The organism is Streptomyces sp. NBC_01351 (assembly GCF_036237315.1).
Lineage (GTDB): Bacteria > Actinomycetota > Actinomycetes > Streptomycetales > Streptomycetaceae > Streptomyces.
In genome coordinates this window covers 8,287,862-8,310,144 of record NZ_CP108356.1, presented here as the reverse complement: position 1 = coordinate 8,310,144, position 22,283 = coordinate 8,287,862, and the positions used below count along the sequence as shown (strand labels likewise).

The window sequence follows — 22,283 nt, the reverse complement described above, 5'->3', positions numbered from 1 at the left end:
ACGCGACCAGCGGGCGAGCGTACGCGCCTTCGCAGCCGGCATCGCCGTGTTGATGTCGGTGTCGACGGTCTACGGAGCCGAGGCAGCCATCGCCGCGCCCTCCGCGCCGAACGCCACCGAGGCCCAGAAGCCGCAGGCCGCGACCACGGCCGCCGACATTCCGTCTGCCCGCGTGGCGGCCCGGCTGTCGGGCCAGCGGGTCGAGGCGCTCTCCGAGCGCACGGAGACGTCGACCACCTGGGTGAACAAGGACGGTTCGCTCACCACGGACATGGCGGCCGGCCCGATCCGTTTCCAGGACCCCGCGACAGGCACCTGGCGTGACGTCGACGTCGAGCTCGCCGCGGCGTCCGACGGCTCGGTGTACTCCAAGGCCCATCCGCGAGGCCTGAAGCTCGCCGGCAAGTCCGGCACGAAGGCAGCGTCTCTGCGGGCCGCACAGTCGGCCCCCGCCACCGACCTGGTGACTCTGGGGCAGGGCGAGGAAGCGATCACCCTGCAGTGGCGTGGCGGTCTGCCGGCACCGAAGCTGGACAGCACTCGCGCCGTGTACGAGAACGCGGTCCCGGGCGCGGACGTCGTCGTGGAGGCGACTCGTACCGGCTTCGAGCAGTTCGTCGAGGTCAGGGCCAAGCCTGAGGCAGGCTTTTCCTACACGCTGCCGCTGAAGACCAAGGGTCTGAAGGTCGAGGAGCAGAGCGACGGAAGCATCCTCTTCACGGACAAGAAGTCCGAGAAGAGCGCCACCATGCCGGCCCCGGTGATGTGGGATGCCACCGTCGACGAGGTGTCCGGTGAGCACACTCGCCGGGCCAAGGTCGCCATGAAGGTCGTCAAGACCAAGGACGGTGTGGACCTGGTCATCACGCCGGACGCGGGATTCCTTGCCGACCCCGCCACCAAGTACCCGGTAACGGTCGACCCGTCGACGTCCGTGCTGGGCAACCTCTTCGACACCTACGTCCAGCAGGGCGAGACCGTCGACTGGTCGGGCGATACCGAGCTCGATCTCGGAAACCCGGGGACGAAGAACGCCGACGGCACCTTCCGCACGGCGCGTTCCTTCATCACCTGGAACACCGCTCCGGTCGCCGACGCCCTGATCTCAAACGCCAAGCTGTCGCTGTTCAACTTCCACTCCGGGAACACGGACTGCACCGCCCAGCCTTGGGAGGTGTGGACCGCGAACAACGCCTCCACCGCCTCGCGCTGGACCAACCAGCCCGCAATGGTCACCAAGATGGCCACCTCCACGCAGACCAAGGGCAACCCGGCCTGCACCGCGGACGGCTGGATCGACGCGGATGTCACCAGCCTTGTCCAGCACTGGGCCAACAACAAGTGGTCCTACTCCGGCATGGGTCTGCGGGCCTCCTCGGAAGCCACGTCCCTGCAGTGGAAGCGGGTCAACTCCGCCAACGCCGCGAGCAATGTGCCCAAGCTGACGGTCACCTACAACTACCGGCCGCGTACCGGCACCAAGCAGGAGGCGGGCGCCCCGTTCTTCTCCTACGGCGGCGCGTACGTCGTGAACTCCACGACGCCTACACTGCGTGACTCGTTCATCGACGCCAACGGCGACAAGGTCCAGGGCGCCTTCCAGATCTTCGACTCTGCCACCGACACCCAGGTCGGCGACGTCCTGCGGTCGGCGTTCGTTCCGTCGGGCCAGCCCGCCCCGGTCACCGTCCCTGCAGGGGTCCTGACCAACGGCAAGACGTACAAGTTCCGTACGTCCCCGTACGACGGCACGCACTACAACCTGGGCTGGTCGACCTGGAAGACCTTCACGGTCGACACGGCCGCTCCCTCCGCCCCCACCGGGATCACCTCGGCGGACTACCCGTCCAACGCCTGGGTCAAGGGTGCAGGCCAGGCGGGCACGTTCAACGTCACGCCGCCCGCAGCCGACCACAACTGGCTCGAGTGGTCCCTGGACGGCACGACCTGGACCAAGGTCACCACCGGCGGCGCCACGGACGCCAAGGCGATCTCCATCGCCCCGCCCAAGGACGGTACCCACACCCTCCAGGTCCGCGCGGTCGACAAGGCGGACAACAAGTCCGAGCCTCTCTCGTACACCTTCCATGCAGGTCCGGGCGGCTTCGTCCAGCCCAGCGAGGGCGAGCACACGGCCCGGCGTCTCCCGCTGGCCGCCGAGGCCGACGGCTCGAAGTACGACAAGGTGTCGTTCTCCTGGCGCCGGTCGCAGGCTGACCCCTGGGTGCAGATCCCGGCGGGCCAGGTGACTTCCGGCGGAACTCCGCTCACCGCGTGGCCCGTCGCCATGACCGGCGGCAAGAACGCCCCGCTCGTGTGGAACACCACCGACACGGTCAACCCCGACGGCGCCGTGCAGATCAAGGCCGACTTCAGCGGCCCCGGCGGCAGTGGTGCCACGCAGCCGCTGAACGCCGTGGTGGACCGCAACGCCGACGGCGCCGCCTCCTCCGAGGTGGGGCCCGGTTCGCTGAACCTGCTCACCGGCGACTACACCCTGTCCGGAACCGACGTGTCGGTCCTGGACATGTCGGTGACCCGCAGCTTCTCCTCGCGGACGCCGGACGCCGGCTCCACCCAGGGGGGCCAGGCGGCCATCTTCGGCAAGGAGTGGGTGACGGGCACGGCCGCGCAGGCGGTGCAGTCCGACTACTCCGAGCTCCGCAAGACCTCCGCGACGTCGCTGGACGTCGTGACCGCCGAGGGCGGCACCATCGCATTCACGGCCAACACCGCCGGTACGGGCTGGATTCCGGAACCGGGAGCGGAGAACCTGACGCTCGCCGGAAACTTCACCACCGGTGACTTCACCCTCTCGGACACCGACGGCGCCGTCACCACCTTCAAGCGCGTCGACGCCTCCTCGACGGCGTGGGTCGTCTCCCGTTCCCTCGTGGACGGCCGCGCGAACTCCACGACCGAGGTCGTGTCGGAGGCGGTGACCGTCGATGGGAAGGTCCTCGCCCGCCCCAAGCGCATCATCGCCGCGACCAGCGCCGTAACCGTCGGCGCCTGCGAGACCACGCCGTCCACCAAGGGCTGCCGGGTGCTGGAGTTCAACTACGCGTCCTCCAACACCGCCACGTCCATGTCGTTCGGCGACGTGAAGGACCAGGTCGCCGAGATCCGGGTCTGGGCCACGGCCCCGGGCGCGGCGTCCTCCACCGCGACGGCTGTCGCCAAGTACTCGTACGACGACTTGGGCCGGCTCCGGGCGACGTGGGATCCGCGCATCTCGCCCGCTCTCAAGACGACGTACGCCTACGACGGCGCTGGCCGTGTCATCGAGATGACGCCGCCGGGCCAGCTGCCCTGGACGTTCCACTACGGCAAGGTGGGCAGCGACCCCGTCTCCGGTGAGGGGATGCTGCTGAAGGTGACCCGTCCCACGCTCAAGGCCGGTTCGGCCTCTGAGACGGACGGAAACACCGCTCAGAGCACGGTCGTCTACGGCGTCAGCCTCACGGGGGCGAAGGCTCCCCACGCGATGGCGGCAGCCGATGTGAAGGCATGGGGGCAGCTCGACGCGCCCACCGACGCGACCGCCGTCTTCCCGACCGACTCCCGCCCCTCCTCGAACGACGGCAGTGCCCTGGTGGCCGGCAACTACAGCCGGGCGATGGTGCACTACCTGAACGCCTCCGGACGTGAGGTCAACACCCTCGACCCGGGCAAGAACGTCACCACGACCGAGTACGACCGCTTCGGCAACGCCGTGCGTGAGCTCTCGGCGGCGAACAGGGCTCTGGCGATCGGCACCACCGCCGAGGAGAAGGCCCAGCTGGCCGATCTCGGTATCGCTCAGCTCCCCGTGGCCGAACGCGCGGAGCTGCTCTCGAACCGCGGTATCTACAACGCCGATGGCTCCCGCGAGGTGGAAACCCTCGGGCCGCTGCACCGCGTGGTCCTGGAGGCAGACCTCAAGGACGGCGCGGCCACGGTGGCTGCGGCCGGCGAGCAGGTGATCGCCCGCCACCAGAACATCAAGGAGTACGACAGCGGCAGGCCGACCGACGGCAGCGCGAACGTCTCGGAGAAGGTCACCAAGACCACCGAGGGTGCCCAGGCCCGCAACTGGCCGGCTTTGACGGCAGACGGCCGCACCACCCAGACCGTCTACGACTGGGTCAAGGGGCAGCCCACCAGCACCATCCAGGACCCGGGCGGCCTGGCCATCACCGAGAAGGCCACCTACGACGCGGCCGGACGCCAGATCAGCCGCACGATGCCGGGCTCCAGCGGCGCTGACGCCGGCACCCTGATCACCGAGTACTACACCGGTGGCGGGACCGGGGTGTGTGCGGGGCGGCCCGAGTGGGCCGACGAGGTGTGTCGCACCAGGCCCGCCGCGGCTGTCACCGGCGGCGGCTCCAACCCCGCCGAGCTGGTGACCACTCTCGCCGAGTACGACCGCTGGGGTCAGACGTCCAAGCTGACGGAGACCGCCAACGGCAGCACCCGGGTGAAGACCACCGGCTACGACCCGGCCGGCCGTGCCACCTCGGTGACCATCACCGGTGGCGTGGGCACGGCGGTTCCCGCGGTGACCACGGCCTTCGACGCGAACAGCGGCAAGGTCTCAACGATCACCTCCACCGACGGCGGCACTGTCACCAAGGCCTACGACCAGCTCGGCAGGCTCCTGTCGTACACCGACGCCGACGGCGGCGTCACCACGAGCAAGTACGACGCCGAAGGACGCGCGGTCCAGGTCAGCGACAACGTGCCCTCGACCACCACGTACGGCTATGACACCGCGGTGGACCCGCGTGGTCTGCCCACGTCCATCACCGACTCCGTTGCGGGCACCTTCAGCGTCAGCTACGACGGAGACGGACAGGTCCGCAGCCAGAAGCTGCCTGGTGGTTACACCATGCGGCAGGGCCTGAACCCCGCCGGCATGCCGACGGACCGGACGTACACGCGTGACAGCGACGGCGTTGTCCTGTTCTCCGAAAACCTGGTGCCCACCGCACACGCTCAGCGGTCCCTCTACACGGGATCGGCCGGCCAGACGGCGAACCAGAAGTACAGCTACGACAAGGTCGGCCGACTGGTGAAGGCCGAGGACGACACGGTCGACACCGTCTGTGTCACTCGCAGCTACACCTTCGACAAGAACTCCAACCGGAAGTCGCTGGCGACGGCGACTGCCGCTCCGGGCCTGGACTGCACCACCGCGGCTGCCACGACCACCAACCACACCTACGACACCGGCGACCGCCTGGTGGACTCCGGTTACGCGTACGACGCGTTCGGGCGCACCTCGGCCGCGCCGGGCACCTCGCTGTCGTACTTCAGCAACGACCTGGTCCGCCAGCAGACCGTCGGATCCCAGCGCCAGACCTGGAACCTCGACTCCCAGCTCCGCTTCCGCGGCTGGACCGTCGAATCCAACGCCACCGGGAACTGGGTCAAGAACCAGTCCAAGCTCAACCACTACAGCTCCGACGCGGACAGCCCCCGCTGGATCGTGGAGGACACCGCCACCGGCGCCGTGACGCGCAACGTCAACGGTTTCGACGGACAGCTGGCCGCCGTCACCGCCAAGACCGACGCCACCGTGCTCCAGCTCGTCAATCTCCACGGCGATGTGGTGATCCAGCTGCCGGCCGCCGCCGGACAGGCCCCCACCGTCCTCAACACGGACGAATACGGCAACGGCGGCCAGCCTTCCGTCCGCTACGGCTGGCACGGCGGCGCCCACCGCTCGACGGAAACGCTCAACAACATCACGCTGATGGGCGTCCGGCTCTACAACCCGACCACGGGCCGATTCCTGTCGAGTGACCCGGTTCCGGGAGGAAGCTGCAACGCCTACGACTACGCCTGCGCGGACCCGGTCAACAACGACGACGTGACCGGGTGCTCCACCTGCCGCGTACCCAAGCACGCGTGGACCGGGCGGAGTTACACCACCGTCCTGCGCACGACGTCGTGGAGCTACGGCAGCTGGCAGAACTACAGCTACCACTGGATCTGGGACGTCGTCAGCGGTGACTGGGGGCCGCTGCCCATCACCTCGTGGCAGCGCCAGCACAAGTACCGCAAGCAGTACATTTTCAAGTGCCGCGTCGTCGCGTGGTACGGCTGGGGCAGGCAGAAGATCCTCGCCACGCACGAAACCCATTACCAGTACTCCTACCGGGACCGGACCACCTACCGGATCGCCTTCACCGGCATCAAGTGGACCAGGACCGGCGGCTGGAGCTGGGCGCGTACCTACTCCTCGTACGTCTCCAGTTCGAGAATCGTCTACACCAAGGGCTGACCCGGTCACCTGATATGTAGTGCCCAGGTGGTGCGCCGCGAAAGCTCATCGCGGCGCACCACCCCCTCATCTCTCTCACGGAGGCACACGAATGCTGTTCGCCCTGGCCCTCCTCGGCATCGCCGTCCTCGGCGCCCTCCTGTGGTGCACCGTGACCGTCGCCCTGATACGGGACATTCCCGCGTGGCGGCGCGCGCTGCCGCTGACGCTGTTCCTGCTCTCCCTGGCCACGAGCCTCCTGCGGGCATTCGACATCCCGGCTGTGGCAAACGCCGTTGCTTTCCCGCTCAATCTGGCGGCGATCATCCTGTCGGTCCGGGAGATCCGCGCACGACGCCGCCGAAGCGCCGGCCCAGGATCCGCCGGCTGAACATCCGCGGCGTGTACGGACACAGCCCGGAAGGAGCCGTTCAAGGCCTCCTGCCCTCTCCGCCCGGCCGCACCCTGGCCGGGCTGGTACTGGCCTGCACCTGGACAACGAGCCAAGGTCCGTCTGCTGGCCCTCCCCCGACAACTCCGTGCCATATCCCGCCTCGCAATCAAGAGCGGCCAGCCCAGCAGCGACCAACGATGCATGCTGTTGCACCGCGCCGCTCCTGAAGAGCCTGCGGCCAGTACCGGCCGGTCAGGACTGGACCCGAGCCGCTGCGACGAGCCGTCCAACAAGTCGGGTCGCAGTGGTGGCCGGCCGACTTCACTGGAACCCAACTGAAGGATTTCCAGGGCAATTGGGTGTCAAGCAATCACGCACTGCGTACCATCGCGTCACACATGTACGTCCGCGAGAGATACGAGGATCCCATGAGCACTGGCACCAAACCCGCCGGAATCCGGGATGACTACGCCCAGCAGATCGCCAGCGACCTCTCCGTCAACCAGACCGCGCAGGAGCAAGTGCGGAGCGAACTACAGCGACTTCAGGAGGAACTGCACCAGCTGGAGGACAACAGCAAGGTTCTCCTGAAGATGCAGGACGCGCTGGGCATCCCCGCGAGGTCTGCAGCCTCCCAAGCCGCCAAGCCCGGTACGAAGCGTGCAGCCGTACCTTCCGCGCGAAGCGCCTCCACCGCGGGGAAGAAGGCTGTGGCCTCCAAGACGGCGGCTCCCGCCAAAGCCTCCCAGGCAAGGAACGCCCCGGTAAAAGCCCCTTCAATGACGAAGGACTCGGGACCGTCCTGGCTTGAGCTGATCACCGCTGTCTTCGCCGGCCAAACAGAGCCGAAGTCCGCCGCGGAAGTCACCGAAAGCGTCAGCACGGCATACCCCGAGCGCAAGGTGCAGGCAGCAGTCATCCGCAACACCCTCGAACAGGGTGTCTCCCGCGGGATCCTCGAACGCTCCAAGCAAGGCCGCTCCGTCTACTACGTCCCCACCGCCTCACCCGTGGCAGAGGCCAACTCCGCGACGCCCCGGCCGGTATCGTCTCCGACTCACCGTGAGCCTCACGACGTCTGAATCCCTATCGGGACAGGGATCAATGGAAGACGGCCTCACCGCCGGCAACCGCAACGATACCGATGTGTGCGGGGTCGCGGCCTGTCGCAAACCGGCTAAGCGGGGGCTGTCGCGGTACAGGTCCCACCGGGTCGTCCTCCGACGGGGGAGAGTCACACGTGCGGCATGGCGTAGTACTTGGCGAACTGCCCAAGGTAGCTGGGGTCGCGGGGCTGCCTTCTTGCTCGAACGCGGGGGGCGTCCTTGATCTGGTCCTTCCTCCGGTTGACGTAGACCGTTTCGTTGTCACGGTCGACGCGCTAAATGGCGCTGGCGGAGAGCTAAAGGTGCTTGCCGAAGATCCATACGCCGGTGTCGAGACGAGGTAGCCGGCTCCGGCATCGTCCGTGTGTTCATCGATCTTTCCGATGCTTCCATCGGCCTCCTCGACCTTGAATACGATCAGGTCGGTCCCCGTCTCGTAGCCCGAATCGGCACGGTATCCCCAGATGCCTTCGTGCGTCATCGCTGTGCTCCTCGCTCGTCGCTATTCCGGCTGTTCACCATGGCCCGCACCTGGTGGAGCTGCACGGGTGGCGATCCGGCGACTCCCCTAGATGGCGCTGTGGTGCCGCAGGCGCGTTCGAGCGAGGAGCGGGAGATCCGGGTGGCGACGTCGTACCTGTGTGGCGGCTTCGGCGAGCCGCCTCCGTCACGTCGCGCCCCCGCACAACAGCCGCCAGGCTCTCGTGTGGACCGCGGTTGCGAGATCGCCGATCTGGATGCCGTCACTGCTCAGACGAGAATCAGCGGGTGGGCGGTCACCACCAGCAGCAACGGCGCTGAGGGCGCTCGTACTCCAATGCGGGTACCTCGTTTGCCCCTCCTGAGAGGTCGACCGCCCGCGGGTACTCGGGTCGGTCAGGAACCCGCAGGGTTGTGAGGAGTCAGCCGGCGGTAGGCAGCGCGGGCATTGGTGATGCGGGCGATAGCGGTTCCGGTACTCGCCGCCGCCAGGAGACATCCGAGACGACCCAGGTCGTAGCCGGCGGACCATGTGAGTTCACCCATGGGTGGTGTGGCAAAGCCGTTGAGGGTGAGCCAGCAGACCAGGGCCGTTCCCGGTGCGGCGATGAGCCGGGCTCCGGTGCTCAGTACCGCGCATACCGCAGACAGCACAAGAAGGTCGATCGTGGGGTCGCCGTGGCCGTTCAGGTAGTTCAGGACGGTGACCAGGACGAGGGCCGCGGCACATGCGGCTGCCCACACCGAGGGAGTTGCGACGGGGCGGGGCACCGGACGGACACCGGAACTCAGACGCCTCCACTGCACCACGCGATTCTCCCCTCGCCTCGGCCCCCGCCATTGGAGACCTCCCGTCATGATGCCCGAGCCGGGGAGGAACGGGCATGGGGCCAGAGAGCAGCCGACGGCAGCACAGCATGCTCCGTCGTCAAACCATCTCGCCGCACCGCCTTCCCAACAGGAGCCGCGGCTTCACCGATTCGGGCGACACGCGCTCGGGAACGGTGACACATGAGACACCCGAGAACGGGGGCGTCCGAGCGTCGGTGTTAAGGGAGCCTAAAGATTGCCGACTACCGGCAATGTGAACAAGCATGCGTGCAGGGCAGGATGGGCTCTGTCCGGAGGGGAGCCGAACTGGATGCCGTAGACCGCAAACCAGCGTTACGGCCGGCGGCGACGCATGAGGAAGGGGGGAAGCTCATGGACGAGTTCGTCACTTCCGCCCTTGCCTTCCCCACCGTGTTGTTCACCGCGGCCCTGGTGGTCGTCCTCGGCTTCTGGCTGCTGGTGATTTTCGGGGCCGCAGATCACGACGGTTTCGACTCGGACGTAGACAGCGGCGCCCTGGGCGTCGGAGGTGCACCCGTCGCGCTGTCGGCCTCCCTCCTGGTCGCCGTGGCCTGGTTCACTAGTCTGACCGGCGCCGTCTTGTTGTCCCGTACTGGATGACCTGACGCCCTGGTCCACTTCCTCGGCGCCGCGCTCCTGTTCGGGTCGCTGTTTCTCTCCTGGCGCGTGACGAGGCTGCTCGTACGACCCCTGGCCAAGCTCTTCCCTGACGAACCCGGGCCGTCCCGGCTGGACTTCGTCGGCCTGACCTGCGTCATCCGCACGGGGCGGGTGGACGCCGGCTTCGGCCAGGCCGAGGTCGCGGCAGGGGACGGCGCCACCGCGGTCGTCCAGGTCCGCCAGTACGGCAGTGATCCGCTCGTGCTCGGCAGTACCGCGCTGCTCTATGCGTACGACGACGCAGGCGAGTTCTTCTGGGTCGCGCCCTTCGATGCGGCGCTCGACCCGCGCGGCTGACCCGCCGCTTCTCTCAGCCTTCACGGCTTCTCAGCTTCGACTTCTCACGTGGGGATTCCTCATGGATGCCATCTCTTTGGGCCTTGGCACGCTCGTCATCGTCGTTCTCGTCCTCGTGGTCGCCGCTCTGCTCGTGGTGACCCGGTTGTTCCGCAAGGTCGAGCAGGGCAAGGCCCTGATCGTCTCCAAGATGCGGAAGGTCGATGTGACCTTCACCGGGCAGGTCGTTCTGCCTGTGCTGCACAAGGCCGAGGTCATGGACATCTCGGTGAAGACCATCGAGATCTCCCGGACCGGCCGCGACGGTCTGATCTGCAAGGACAATATCCGCGCCGACATCCGCATCTCGTTCTTCGTCCGCGTCAACAAGACCGTCGAGGACGTCATCAAGGTCGCCCAGGCCATCGGCACCCAGCGGGCCTCCGACAAGGCGACCCTGCAGGAGCTGTTCAACGCCAAGTTCTCCGAGGCGCTCAAGACGGTGGGCAAGCAGCTCGACTTCATCGACCTCTACACGATGCGCAACGAACTGCGCGACCGGATCATCCACATCATCGGCACCGATCTGAACGGCTACAGCCTGGAGGACGCGGCGATCGACTACCTGGAGCAGACCCCGCTCTCCCAACTGGACGCAGGCAACATCCTCGACGCCCAGGGCATCCGGAAGATCACCGAACTGACGGCCGTCGAAAGCGTACGCACCAACGAGTTCCGCCAGCACGAGCAGAAGGAGCTCACCCGCCAGAACGTCGACGCCCGCGAGGCCATTCTGGAGCTCGAGCGCCGCCAGGCTGACGCCGAGATCAAGCAGCGCCGCGAGATCGAGACGGTACGGGCGCGGGAGGAGGCGGAGACCGCGCGGGTGGTGGAGGAAGAGCGGCTGCGGGCGCAGAGCGCTTTCCTCAAGACGGAGGAGCAGCTCGGCATCCAGCGCGAGAACCAGGCGCGTGAGGTGGCCGTCGCGCAGAAGAACCGCGAGCGGGTCATCGCCATCGAGAACGAGCGGATCGAGAAGGACCGCCTGCTGGAGGTCATCGCCCGGGAGCGGGAGACGCAACTGACCCGGATCGCCGCCGACAAGGAGGTCGAGACCGAAAAGCGGGACATCGCCGAGGTCGTGCGGGAGCGGATCGCGGTGGACCGTACGGTCGCCGAGCAGGAGGAGTCCATCAAGCGGCTTCGGACCGTGGAGGAGGCCGAGCGAGGGCGGCAGGCCGTCATCATCGCCGCCGAGGCACAGGCGCAGGAGAAGGTGGTCAAGGACATCAAGGCTGCCGAGGCCGCCGAGCAGGCGGCCGTGCACCGGGCGGCCGAGGAGCTCACCCTCGCATGTCCCGGCGGTACCAGTATCGCATCGTGCCCCGCGCCCGGCTCCCGACCCGCTGCGGGCCGCTTCCCCGCCCTTTCACACGCCACGGTGCGAGAGATCAGCGCCCGGGTGCGACTGCTGCAAATGATCGGCGGCTCCGGTGCTGCCGTAAGTCGTGAACATTCGCACCCGAGGCTGGCCCTCAGCTGCCTCCCAAACCGGCCTCAAAACGCTGACCGCTCTCGGTTCTGGCCCACATTCCGTGAACGATCTTGAATCGGGCTCCACCACCTCCTGTGAACCTTCAATCTGCGCAGCTCGCGTGGTGCGCACCACCAGCTGACGGAGAGCCAGCAAGATCGCTCACGGAATGTGTGCCAGAACCCCGCTCTCGCGTACAGAGCCAGGTGAAGCACCCCCGTCGCCGAACCGGCTCCGCGACGCCCATCACCAAGGCCCAGCAGACATTCAGCGAGGCGGCATGATGCTCGGTGTGAACAGGCACGCCCATGGCAGCCAGCCATCCTCGCGATAGGCGCCTGACGGCAGCAGCTTGGTCGCCTCGTGCAGCCATGATCCCTATCGCTGCGCAGCATCAGCAGGGACAGCCCTCCCCACCTTGCCGGCGCCCATCCGGGTGCCAGCGCCGCACCCGTTCACACGGCGAGTTGGAGTCGGGGAACGAAGGCGTGGAGGGAACCCACCACCTCCCCGTGGCAACTCCCCCACTTCGTTGAAACACCGGAGGGAGCGAGGCGAGGAGCAGCCCTGGCCGTTGTTTTCAAGGATTCCCGTCATGCCCACGCAGATCGAGGCGTTCACCTCGGTCGTGGCGGTCATCGTCCCCGGCTGTTCGGGGGAACCGTGACGTACCCCGGCCCTTCTCCCACCCGGCGCGGGCATCGTTGATGAAACGAAAGGGAGACACGATGCCGCTCTATCTGTCGAGGTTCAGCTACACGCCGGAGACTTGGGGGAGGCTGATCGGCCACCCTGAGGACCGGGCAAAGGCCGCTCAGTCGTACATCGAGTCCGTCGGTGGGAAGCTGCACGGCTTCTGGTACGCCTTCGGCACGCACGACGGCTACAACCTCTGGGAAGCTCCGGACAACGTGTCCATGGCCGCGGTTGCGCTGGCGATCAGTGGAGGTGGCGCGCTCAGCTCGTTCGAGACGACCGTTCTCCTGAACGTCGATGAAACGCTGGACGCCCTGCGCAGAGCTGAGCACATCCGGTATCGGGCTCCCGGCGAGTAGCGGCCCGCGAGCGGGCCTGCTCCCTCAGGTGGCGGGCCCGGTCGGCAACATCCACAACACGGCCGACCGACAACGGGCGGGCGCCTCGCCGTGCGCTCAGCGGGACCAGTCCGCCGGCGACAGCAGCAGGTGCGCGGACTCCGCCCGCGGATGTCGTCGTGCTGTCGGTGGACGTTCGGAGGAATCGCGGAAGCGGCTGTTACAAGGCCCTGACCCCGTTCGGCGCAGGGGCCACGCGCGGCGACGGAGCCGGGCACGGGTGAGGCGGGGCGCTGCGGTCCATGGGCCTGCTGGGCGACGACCGGACCTGCCGCGTCCGAGGGTCAATGCGGCCTTGACACATGCCCTTTACAAGGGAGAGTTACGGACATGTCCCCATTAGGCAACACAGCCTGTTTTCAGTGGTTACGGGCGTGATGCGGGGCCAGAGTGTGGCTCCTCGGCAGGACGCCGGGAACTGTTCGGAGCCCGCCCGGCCTGCACGAGGCCGAGCCGGGCTGACCGTTGAAGGAGTCATCCGCATGTCTGCTTCTCTCGCCACCCGCCGCACTCTCGCAGGCCTCCTCGCCGTCGGCGCCCTGATCGGCGCCGCGGCGGTACCCGCCGCCGCCGACGACCACCGCGGCGACCACCGCGGCCGTCACTCCTCCATCGTCATCGGAGACGTCGAGAACGCCGACCGCGGGCGCGACCACCGCGCACTGAACCGCGAATGGGTCGAGGTGAAGAACACCGGCCGCCACAGCGTCAACCTGCGGGGCTTCACCCTCACCGACCGCGACGGCAACCGCTACCGCTTCCACGACCTCCGCCTCGACGGCCACTCCAGCGTCAAGGTCCACACCGGCAACGGACGCGACACCCACCGCGACGTCTACCAGGACCGCCGCCACCAGATCTGGGACGAACGCGACACCGCCACCCTCCGCGACAACCGCGGCAACGTCATCGACACCGAATCCTGGGGCCGCCGCGGTCACCACCACCAGCGCTAGCCGACCTCGGCAGCCACACCCACCGGGACCGTGAACTGCCGCCAAATGAACCAAAGGCGTGCCGCGGCAAACCAGCCGCGGCACGCCACACTCATGACAGACCCGCACCCAACCCCCGCACACGACCCGCCGATCCCCGCAGCCCAGGCCACGGGCGAAGCCCCGACCACTCCCGGACAGACCGGCAGTGCAGCCGTTGGCGCGAAGGACTCGATCTCGGTCGTCCAGGGTGGCCTGTCCGGAGAGTCATGTGACTGTTTCGCGCCGGGGTCGTTGTGCCCGCCGTCGAACGGGCAGTTCCGACGAACGACGAGTGGGCCCGACTGAAGTAACCAGGCCTGAATTGACCAACAGCATCACAACGGCGCCCGGCCCGCTGTCCGCGTGGCCAGTGCCGTTGGCCTCGCACTCAGTCGTCGGGAGAATTCCTGCCGAATCAGCTGAGGGCGAGGTGGATGGCCTCGGCTGCTAAGGCCTGTCTGGTAATTGATCTTGTGGCAGGTCGAGGTGAGTTGACGGACGCGGCGTGGGAGCAGATAGAGCCCTTGTTGCCGCAGGTAGACGGGCGTGGTCGGCCGTGGCTTGATCACCGGCAGGGAGTCAATGGTGTGCTGTGGCGGTTGCGGACCGGGGCTCCGTGGCGTGACCTGCCGGAGCGGTATGGGCCGTCGCGCAGGCGGGCCGGCCATTCGAGCATGATGCGCAGGCCGCCCGACCCGGACCGGAACCGGTCGGTCACAAGGACGTCGCCGAGCACCGCGAGCGGGCCAGCACCGGGCGCGGTACGGCCGGCCAGGTTGCGGCTGCTGGGTAACGGCCTCCGAAGCGGTTCTGGATTCGCTCCGTGCCCACGACGATGCTCGGGCAGCAGCGTTAAGTCCACCGCGGACTTCACCGCACCGTCCGCACACAGCACCGCGTCCACCAGCTCGAACAGTTCGTCGCGCCGGGCGGTCAGACACTCGTAGAACTCGCCCCGGAAGCGTGACGCTTCCGCGAACGCTTCCCTCTGGACAGCATCAGGCAGCAGACTCACCTCACGGCCTTCGTTGTGGTCACGTGCACCTTGGTCGGAGCACATGATCAGACGAAGGCCGCCCCCACGTCCGGCGAATCCCCAGGTGAGCGACCTAGTGTGAGACGTCATTCGATGCCGGACGCCACATCGATGCAAACGTGCCGATGCGAGTACGACCCACCAGACTCAACAACGCGTCCCCGCTGCCCACCAGTCGATCTCTCCGTCCTCGTCGACGGAGGGATGGGCGACGGCGTCGAGCCGGTTGATTCGATCGTGGTGTTCCATGGCCTCGGCCACCTCGTGGAGCCACGATCCAAGGCTCGGCCACCCCAGGAAGTAGGCATAGTCGGCGTGCGGGGCGCGACCGAGATGGTCATGCCATTCATGCCACAGGCCCGGGCCCGCGTCGATGAAGTGCTCATCGCCATGGCCGCCGGCGAAGGGGATCCACTGCGTTCCCCACCACGGAGTCTCCTGCTCATCTGGGTCGTCCTCGCCCTCCCAGATCTTCATGCGCCCCTGCCTCGCGTCGGCGATTGCATCCGTGGAGTAGAGCGGGCCGCACGGCAATATGCCGAGATAAGAAGAATCCCCATCGTGGCACAACAGTGATGCGCGCAGGTCGGTGGGAAGACGTACGCCCAACGCGACTTCGAGCTGGTCGATGGCATCTGGCGAAGCCGGAGGACGAAGCTCTGCGAGTCGAGCGGGCGCATGCCGGGCCAGCCATGTGTCGATGCGCTGCCAGGAGGCGACAACGGGTGGAATCACCGGCGTGATGAAATCGACCCGTACGATCGCGGCGGAGCTGGCCCGGGCCGGGCACCGGATCAGCGCCGACACCGTGGGCGATCTGCTGCGGGAGGAAGGCTTCAGTCTTCAGGCCAACGCGAAGACGCTCGAGGGCAGTCAGCATCCGGACCGGGACGCCCAGTTCCGCTACCTCAACGAGCAGGCCCGCAACCACCGGGACACCGGCCAGCCGGTCATCAGCGTCGACACCAAGAAGAAGGAACTCGTCGGCGAGTTCAAAAACAGCGGCCGCCAGTGGCGTCCCGCCAGCGAGCCTGTCCCGGTCAGCGTCCACGACTTCGCCGACCCACAATTGGGCAAAGCCGTCCCCTACGGCATCTACGACCTGACCGCGAACACCGGCTGGGTCAACGTCGGCACCGATCACGACACTGCCGCGTTCGCAGTGGAATCGATCCGCCGCTGGTGGCACGGCCAGGGCCAGGCCGCCTACCCGCAGGCGACACAGCTGCTGATCACCGCCGACGCCGGCGGATCCAACGGCTACCGCACCCGAGCCTGGAAGCTCGAGCTGGCCCAACTCGCCGCTGAAACCGGGCTGACGATCACCGTGTGTCACCTACCACCCGGCACATCGAAGTGGAACAAGATCGAACACAGGCTGTTCTCGCACATCACCATGAACTGGAGCGGACGCCCGCTGACCAGCCACGAAGTCATCGTGCAGTCGATCGCCGCGACCACCACCCGCACCGGACTGCGCGTGAGGGCCGAACTCGACACCAACACCTACCCGACCGGAGTCCGCATCAAAGACGCGGAGATGGCCACCCTACCGCTGACCAGGCACGCCTTCCATGGCGACTGGAACTATGCACTGCACCCCCAGCCATCCCCCGTAATCCCGGCGGCCCGGACCCCGCAGACGCCGGATCCGCAGTGGGACCAGGCCTTGCTCTCCGATCCCGCACTGACCGGGATGACCCGCCGGCAACTGAACGACCTCACCGAGACCCTGGCCCCGGACGGGGATATCCGGCGCGGCCGCCCGCCCCGGCTGACCTTCCCCGACCAGATCCTGGCCACCGTGCTTCACCTACGGGCCGCCCTGGCCGCGGAACCCCTCGCCGTGCTGTTCGCCACCAGCCGCACCGCGATGCACCGCACCCTCCTGAAGAACCGGCGCCTGCTCGAGACACACGGCATCACCATCCCACCGGCGACAACCCCACCCACGGCCCTCGCCGCCCTTCAGGCCCGGGTCCAGGCACAGACCTGCGAAGACAACAAGATCAAAACAACGTGTTAATGATCTGCAATCCCTAAGGGCTGTCCCGTAAACGATCTCCGGGGCCCAGGGCCCAGGGGGCGTCTTGCCGATCACGTGTGGGACGTGCTGCGTACGCGGGAAGTCGACTTCCTGCGCTTGTCGCGGGCGGCAGTGTTGCCGTACGGACCGTTGTCGCTGGGCAGGCGGTGTTCTTCTCGCCGCAGCACGGCGGGCCGCCGGTCTGTCCGTGCTGCGCGGTGGCATTCGGGGATGGGCACCGTGAGGCGTTCTCGCCAGCCATGGACGAATGGTGGAACACCGGCTGGGCCGAAGTGCCGTGTCCGGCGTGCCGACGCGTGGTGCCGCTGGCCGCATGTAGACCTTCCAGACCAGCTCGTGTTCCTCTACGTGCAGCACTGTTGTGCGTATCGGGTCCGCGCCCCGGGCCGCCCACTTCTGGTTCTCGCGGTCCAGCTCTTCCTCGACGATACGCACCGCGGTCTCTCGCTCGATCACGCGTGCAGCATCCACCACTATGGATCTGGTGCTGACCAGCAAGTTTCTGGGCCCGCACTGACAAGTCCCATCGTCGCGACAACGGCTAGCTGGTTGGCTCGGGTGCTACGACGTCGTAGAGGCGCCGGTCACGGATCAGGGCCCACAGGACGTTGACTCGGCGTCGGGCGAGGGCGATCACGGCCTGGGTATGGCGTTTCCCCTCGGCTCGTTTGCGGTCGTAGAAGGTCCGGGAGTTCGGGTCGTAGCGGACGCTGGTCAGCGCGGACATGTAGAAGACGCGCTGGAGGCCGCGGTGGTAGTGGCGGGGACGGTGGAGGTTGCCGCTCTTCTTCCCCGAGTCGTGCGGTGCCGGCGCAAGCCCGGCGAAGGCGGCCAGGCGGTCCGGGGTCGCGAAGAAGGTGAGGTCGCTGCCGATTCCGGCGAGGAACTCGGTTCCGAGGAGAGGTCCGATACCGGGCATGCTCGTGATGATCTCCGCGAGGTCGTGCGCGCGGAAGCGGTCCTCGATGAGTCGGTCGACCTCCGCGACCTTGTCGTTCAACACCCGCACGTCCCTGGCAAGGCTCCGCACCAGCTGGGCGATCACCGTCTCGCCGGGGACCGCGGTGTGCTGCTGTTCGGCGGCCTGGACTGCCGTCGTCGCGAGCTCTTCCGGACTACGGACGCCTCGAGCGCGGAGCCAGCGAGTCAGCCGGGTAGTCCCCATACGGCGGATCGCAGCCGGAGTCTGGTAGCCGTCGAGGAGCACGAGCGGGCCGGTGCTGGTGAGGACGAGGGCGCGTTCGAGGGCGGGGAACATGCCGGTCAGCGTGGAGCGCAGGCGGTTGATCGCCCGGGTCCGGTCACGGACAAGATCCGTGCGACGGTTCGTGAGGATCTTCAGCTCGATGGTGGCCTCGTCGGTGGGCCGCATGGCCTGAGGTCCCTGCGGATGCGGGCCTGGTCGGCGATCACGAGGGCGTCGGTCTTGCCCTCGCCGCGGTAGCCGTCGCTGGCCCGATTGACGACCCGGCCGGGGATGTAGAGGAGCGCCTGGCCGTGGCCGGTGAGCCGGGCCAGGAGGAGCGCGGGCTCGCCGCCGGCCATGTCGACGGCCCAGGTGACGTGGTCTCCCAGGGCGAGGACGTCTTGGAGGAGCTGGAGTAACTCAGGCTCTCCGTTCGGCACCCTGCGGGACAGCAGTTTCGCGCCGTCCTGGTCGATGGCGATGCAGTGGTGGTGGGTCTTGCCGCTGTCGATTCCGGCCCAGATCCGGTTCATCGTGCTCCAGACGATCGTGCGTGCAGGTCTGCCGCAGACGACCTCGCCGGCGTGGCCTTACTCAGCGATCTTTGTCGCACTTCCCAATCTGGCGGCCGGGTCGTCGGGGGGCACCGGGCGGCCAAGCCAGTCCAGCCATGGGCGGCAGCCAACTAAAAGCCACACCCGGCGCCCCTGGGCGGTCCAACCCTACGAATGGCTCGACCAACCCGTCCCAGGAACGTAAGGCCAACTATGACGCTCAGTGGCCAAGTATCGAGCTCAGTCACAACACTTAGCCGCGCAACCCCCGTGGCGTTCCCCCCCCCCAAAAAAAATCGAGCACGTGTTTCCATTGGGGTGTGAGAGCACCGTTCCGCTTCCCCCCGGACCTGCTCGCTCGCCCTCGAACGGGCGTGGCTGGCCACCTACGCCGGTCTCGCCGAGGGCCCGGCCACGGCCGGGACGACCGTCCTGCGGCGCTGGCTGATCGCCCTGTCCGGGCATCTGTGCACCCACCCGTATTGGGAGGCCCCCGCCGACTGGCGGGCCTGCGGTGTCGAGCTGCGCCGCGCCGCCCGCACACCGGCCCCGGCAGAACGGAACGCAGCATGAGCGAGCAGACCCCCACCACGCCCCACCCCAAGACCGTCCCGGTCACCTGGGCACCGAGCCAGACCGGCCCGTGTGCTCGGTGGCGTATTAACTGCACCAGGGCTCCGAAATCCCGGTGACATCGATCTTGTTCGTCTACTCGGTCTCCGTGGGCTGAAGGACCTGTGCGTGGAAGCGGTCGCGGCCCGTGGGTTCTGTGCCAGAGCCCGTTCTCGCGAACAAAGCCACCCCGCCCCTCTGGCGCAACGCCGCGCACGGGCGGCACCGCCTCCGCCCCAGAGGCGCCTGCGGCGTCTCGAACCGGCGACAGCGTCACCGTCAGTACCCCTCGCAGGTGGCCCTCAGTCCGTGAGGAAGGCTCCCTCGCGACAAGGGCGGCAGACGAAGACGTAGCCCAGCTGACCGCCGAGGTTCATCGCGGTCTCCCGGGTTATCCCCTCCTCCAGGTGTGCCGCGAACTCCATGGTGCCGGTGCAGGAGGGACACACGGGCAGGCGGTCGTCCTCAAGGTAGGAGGGGCTGCCTCCGAGTGACCCAAGCACTTCGCGCTGCTTCCCGAATCGTTCTTCGGGTTCCCGCTTCCATCCCGAGCGGGCAAGGTCGTATGCGTCAGGCTCGATCCCTTCCTCGTCGCAGGCGTCTTCGGGGTCGATCGTCACGACGTGGGTGCGGATGGCCGAGGTGGCGGGCAGCAGCGTCAGTCCCGTCTCGGGTACGGCTACCGGCCGCAGTTCCTCCCGGGGAAACAGATGGACCCTGTTCGCGCTGGAGCTCGCGTCCCAGAACTCACACGCCCCGGGGTCGTTCTGGCACAGGAACACCGACAGGACACCGTCCTCGACGGGGAGATGGGCGAAGAACTGCAGCGGTCCCCCGCAGCCGCACAGGGGCCAGGCGAATCCGGCAGGAGCCAGCGGCACGCCCCCGGTACGCGGGACGTCGGAATCGGCCGGTGCGGAGCCGTCGTAGATCATCAGCGCTGTCTGCATGGCGAGAGGCTACTGGCCGACTGTGACAGGCCCGGGGGGATAAGGCCGCCGCAGGCCCTGGGCGCCCGCTGGCGGCGACAGGCTTCGCGTTGCTCGTGGGCGACGCGGTCGCGGACGACGTCGGCGTATGACTGGGAGCTGAAGCCGCGGACCACGAGCACGGGGATGCCCGCGAACTCGAGCCAGCCGGTCAGCTGCTGTCGGAGGGTGTCCTTCTCCGCGGCGACGTACAGGGCCTGCTCCTTCCAGGCCCCCGCCTTCCCCTTCGACCTGGACCTGCTCGCCGCCGTCCGCGCACGCCTGGCCACAGACCGGCTCGGCAACAACGAGACCGCCGATCTGGTCCACCTGCTGCGCCAGTGGGGCCCGCAGGCCGCTGCCGCCTTGCCCGAGCTGTACGCCGTGCTGCCCCGCTTCCAGTACGCGGCTACCGCCATTACCGCGGTGGCAGCCGCCGGCCCGCAGGCCGAGCGCAAGCAGGCCGGCGCCGCGCTGCGTGCCGCCGCCGGGTCACTGATGGTGGCGCAGGCCCACCACGACCTCACCGGCGAGACCGACGTCCTGCTCGATGCCGTCGCCAAGGCACTCGCCGCCGGCCCGCGCGAGGTCGCCGAAGCTGCCCAGGCCGCCGCTACCCTGGGCGTGACGGCCGCCGGACTGCTCCCCGCCCTGCGGGCAGCCGTCAACGAGGACGCCGAGCCGACCACCCCGCAACTGGACCGCGACATCGCGATCGCCACCGCCCTGTGGCAGATCGACGGCGACGCCGAGGAAGCCGTCACGATCCTGGCCTCCGTCCTCGACCGCACCACCGGCAACCAGGTCTGGTACCGGTGGACTGTCGTCCGCGCCATCCGCGCAACGGCCCTCCTCGGCGCGGCCGCCCGGCCCCTGATCCCCCGACTGGAACAACTGCTTGCCGACCCCGAGAAGGCCCCTGCTGGCGCCCTCGCACTGCTCGCCATCACCGACCCCGACGTCGTCAACCTCGGCCAACTCGCCGAGGCAGCTCTCCACTCTGCCGAAACCGGAGCGGACATCTCCGGCGCCTGCGAGGCCCTCCAAGCCCTCAGTACCACCGCCCTGAGCACCCACCAGCGCCTGCGCGTCGCCGAACTCGCCAAGCAGGACCAGCGCATCGTCAGCTCAGGCGTCGCGAACAACATCATCCGCGAGGACGAGCGACTGCGCGCCATCCTGACCGCCATTTGATCCCGAGACCGGGGCGGACGAGTGATCGATCGCCGCCCCGGATTTGGCGTGCTGCCAAATGAATCCTGCACCGTACTGACAGAAAGCAATGATCTAGAAAAAGGTGATCAAGCATTCGTCGCGGTGAGACAGGCCCAAACTAGGCAGAGAACACCTGCCGCAGCGTGCCCTTCAGCGGCACGTACCCGTCCACGATCTGCCGCGCCCGTTCCACGACGATCGTCCACCGGATCCGTTCACGATCCATACCGGTACACGTACCCCTCCGCGCGGCCGCCGGCCCCCGGGATACGGATAGACCTCTCCCCTCGGCTATCGCGAGGAAAGACACCTCATGCAGCTAAGCCGTCAAGTTCGGCTCTGCCGTGGTGGCGTCGGATGGCATCTCATGCTTCGTCTTCAGGGAAGAAGGTATCCGCGATCTGCACGAGCTGGTCGTCACTCAGCTGCGGAGGCACCCATCCACGGTGGCGTGCGTGATTGACGAATCGGTCATCGACGGGAACGTGGTAGCGCTCGACGTAGTGAGCAAGGTCGGTGTGCCAGAACCACTCACCGTCGGTGAGGAGGTGAAGACCATCGATGAACTGCTTGGTCGGGCTGAGGAAGTCGTAAACGGCTGATCCAGTGGCGGAGATCACGCTGCCAGCACGCAGGTATCGCACGAGGTCCTCCTCATGCGGGTCGCCTTCACTGCGCACGGCAGCGGTTAGGGAGGGGCCCCTTGGACTCCCATGCTTCAGTTCCCTGAACTCGCCGAGGAAGCGGTCTGCGTACGGGTACTCACTGGTCACCGCCAGGAGCGTAGTCGATCAGACGTCCGGCACCGCCTGGGTGGGCAGCGGCACTGCCCCGAGAGGAAAGGCCACCGCCTCGTCGAAGGGAATGCGTGTCAGCAGGCAGTGGTGAAGCTGGCCGAGCATCCGATCGGGTTCAACTCGGTCGACCACAAGGTCCTCGACCTCCGGCCAGACCAACTCCCGGAACCTGCACTCGACCCCCACCAGAACAACGCTGAGGGGCGAACAGCCCCTGGCAGTCCCGTTGATCGAAAGTGATCGTC

The 22,283-nt window shown here is 67.6% G+C and carries 11 protein-coding genes and 6 pseudogenes; 10 read left to right on the top strand and 7 right to left on the bottom strand.

What is annotated here, in order from left to right; all coding sequences use genetic code 11:
- The first annotated feature begins 52 nt into the window (after window positions 1–52).
- The 3 genes from OG625_RS38280 (at window position 53) to OG625_RS38270 (ending at window position 7,726) form a co-directional block, all read left to right on the top strand.
- A complete protein-coding gene (locus OG625_RS38280) occupies window positions 53–6,271 on the top strand; it encodes a DNRLRE domain-containing protein (RefSeq protein ID WP_329390139.1) in 6,219 nt (2,072 codons plus the stop codon).
- 91 nt (window positions 6,272–6,362) lie between these two features.
- Window positions 6,363–6,641, top strand: coding sequence for a hypothetical protein (locus OG625_RS38275; protein WP_329390137.1), 279 nt, complete (start codon window positions 6,363–6,365; stop codon window positions 6,639–6,641).
- Window positions 6,642–7,072: 431 nt separating this feature from the next.
- Window positions 7,073–7,726, top strand: a complete 654-nt coding sequence (locus tag OG625_RS38270) for a hypothetical protein (protein ID WP_329390135.1) — start codon at window positions 7,073–7,075, stop codon at window positions 7,724–7,726.
- A gap of 900 nt (window positions 7,727–8,626) precedes the next feature.
- Here the strand turns inward: OG625_RS38270 and OG625_RS38265 are convergent.
- Window positions 8,627–8,974: a DUF4118 domain-containing protein gene (locus OG625_RS38265; protein ID WP_329390133.1), complete on the bottom strand. Its 348-nt coding sequence runs from the start codon at window positions 8,972–8,974 to the stop codon at window positions 8,627–8,629.
- 459 nt (window positions 8,975–9,433) lie between these two features.
- Here OG625_RS38265 and OG625_RS38260 point away from each other — a divergent pair.
- The 5 genes and pseudogenes from OG625_RS38260 to OG625_RS38240 form a co-directional block, all read left to right on the top strand.
- Window positions 9,434–10,039 (top strand): annotated as a pseudogene (locus OG625_RS38260) (hypothetical protein).
- 61 nt (window positions 10,040–10,100) lie between these two features.
- A pseudogene (locus OG625_RS38255) lies at window positions 10,101–11,372 on the top strand (flotillin family protein); the annotation flags it as partial.
- 908 nt (window positions 11,373–12,280) lie between these two features.
- On the top strand, window positions 12,281–12,607 hold the full coding sequence (locus tag OG625_RS38250; protein ID WP_329390131.1) for a GYD domain-containing protein: 327 nt from the start codon (window positions 12,281–12,283) through the stop codon (window positions 12,605–12,607).
- A gap of 521 nt (window positions 12,608–13,128) precedes the next feature.
- Window positions 13,129–13,602 carry a lamin tail domain-containing protein gene (locus OG625_RS38245; protein ID WP_329390129.1) on the top strand — a complete coding sequence of 158 codons (474 nt, stop codon included), beginning with the start codon at window positions 13,129–13,131 and terminating at the stop codon, window positions 13,600–13,602.
- A gap of 494 nt (window positions 13,603–14,096) precedes the next feature.
- Window positions 14,097–14,270, top strand: a pseudogene (locus tag OG625_RS38240) (transposase); the annotation flags it as partial.
- Window positions 14,271–14,440: 170 nt separating this feature from the next.
- On the opposite strand, the pseudogene OG625_RS38235 reads toward OG625_RS38240, so the two are convergent.
- Window positions 14,441–14,638, bottom strand: a pseudogene (locus OG625_RS38235) (NF041680 family putative transposase); the annotation flags it as partial.
- A gap of 168 nt (window positions 14,639–14,806) precedes the next feature.
- Window positions 14,807–15,394, bottom strand: a complete 588-nt coding sequence (locus OG625_RS38230; RefSeq protein WP_329390127.1) for an SMI1/KNR4 family protein — start codon at window positions 15,392–15,394, stop codon at window positions 14,807–14,809.
- 7 nt (window positions 15,395–15,401) lie between these two features.
- Between OG625_RS38230 and OG625_RS38225 the strand changes: the two are divergent.
- Window positions 15,402–16,685, top strand: a pseudogene (locus OG625_RS38225) (ISAzo13 family transposase); the annotation flags it as partial.
- A gap of 562 nt (window positions 16,686–17,247) precedes the next feature.
- Here the strand turns inward: OG625_RS38225 and OG625_RS38220 are convergent.
- Both OG625_RS38220 and OG625_RS38215 read right to left on the bottom strand, forming a co-directional pair.
- A pseudogene (locus tag OG625_RS38220) lies at window positions 17,248–18,425 on the bottom strand (IS110 family transposase).
- Between the two features lie 935 nt (window positions 18,426–19,360).
- The gene (locus tag OG625_RS38215) at window positions 19,361–20,008 is read right to left on the bottom strand and encodes a hypothetical protein (protein WP_329390125.1); all 648 of its coding nucleotides are present in this window, start codon (window positions 20,006–20,008) and stop codon (window positions 19,361–19,363) included.
- Between the two features lie 207 nt (window positions 20,009–20,215).
- Here OG625_RS38215 and OG625_RS38210 point away from each other — a divergent pair, with 207 nt between their 5' ends.
- Entirely contained in the window at window positions 20,216–21,220 is a 1,005-nt protein-coding gene (locus OG625_RS38210) for a hypothetical protein (RefSeq protein ID WP_329390124.1), read from the top strand.
- Window positions 21,221–21,606: 386 nt separating this feature from the next.
- Here OG625_RS38210 and OG625_RS38205 read toward each other — a convergent pair whose 3' ends face one another.
- Both OG625_RS38205 and OG625_RS38200 read right to left on the bottom strand, forming a co-directional pair.
- Window positions 21,607–22,014, bottom strand: a complete 408-nt coding sequence (locus OG625_RS38205) for a hypothetical protein (RefSeq protein ID WP_329390122.1) — start codon at window positions 22,012–22,014, stop codon at window positions 21,607–21,609.
- An 18-nt stretch (window positions 22,015–22,032) separates the two neighbouring features.
- Window positions 22,033–22,197, bottom strand: a complete 165-nt coding sequence (locus OG625_RS38200; protein WP_329390120.1) for a hypothetical protein — start codon at window positions 22,195–22,197, stop codon at window positions 22,033–22,035.
- Between the last annotated feature and the right edge of the window lie 86 nt (window positions 22,198–22,283).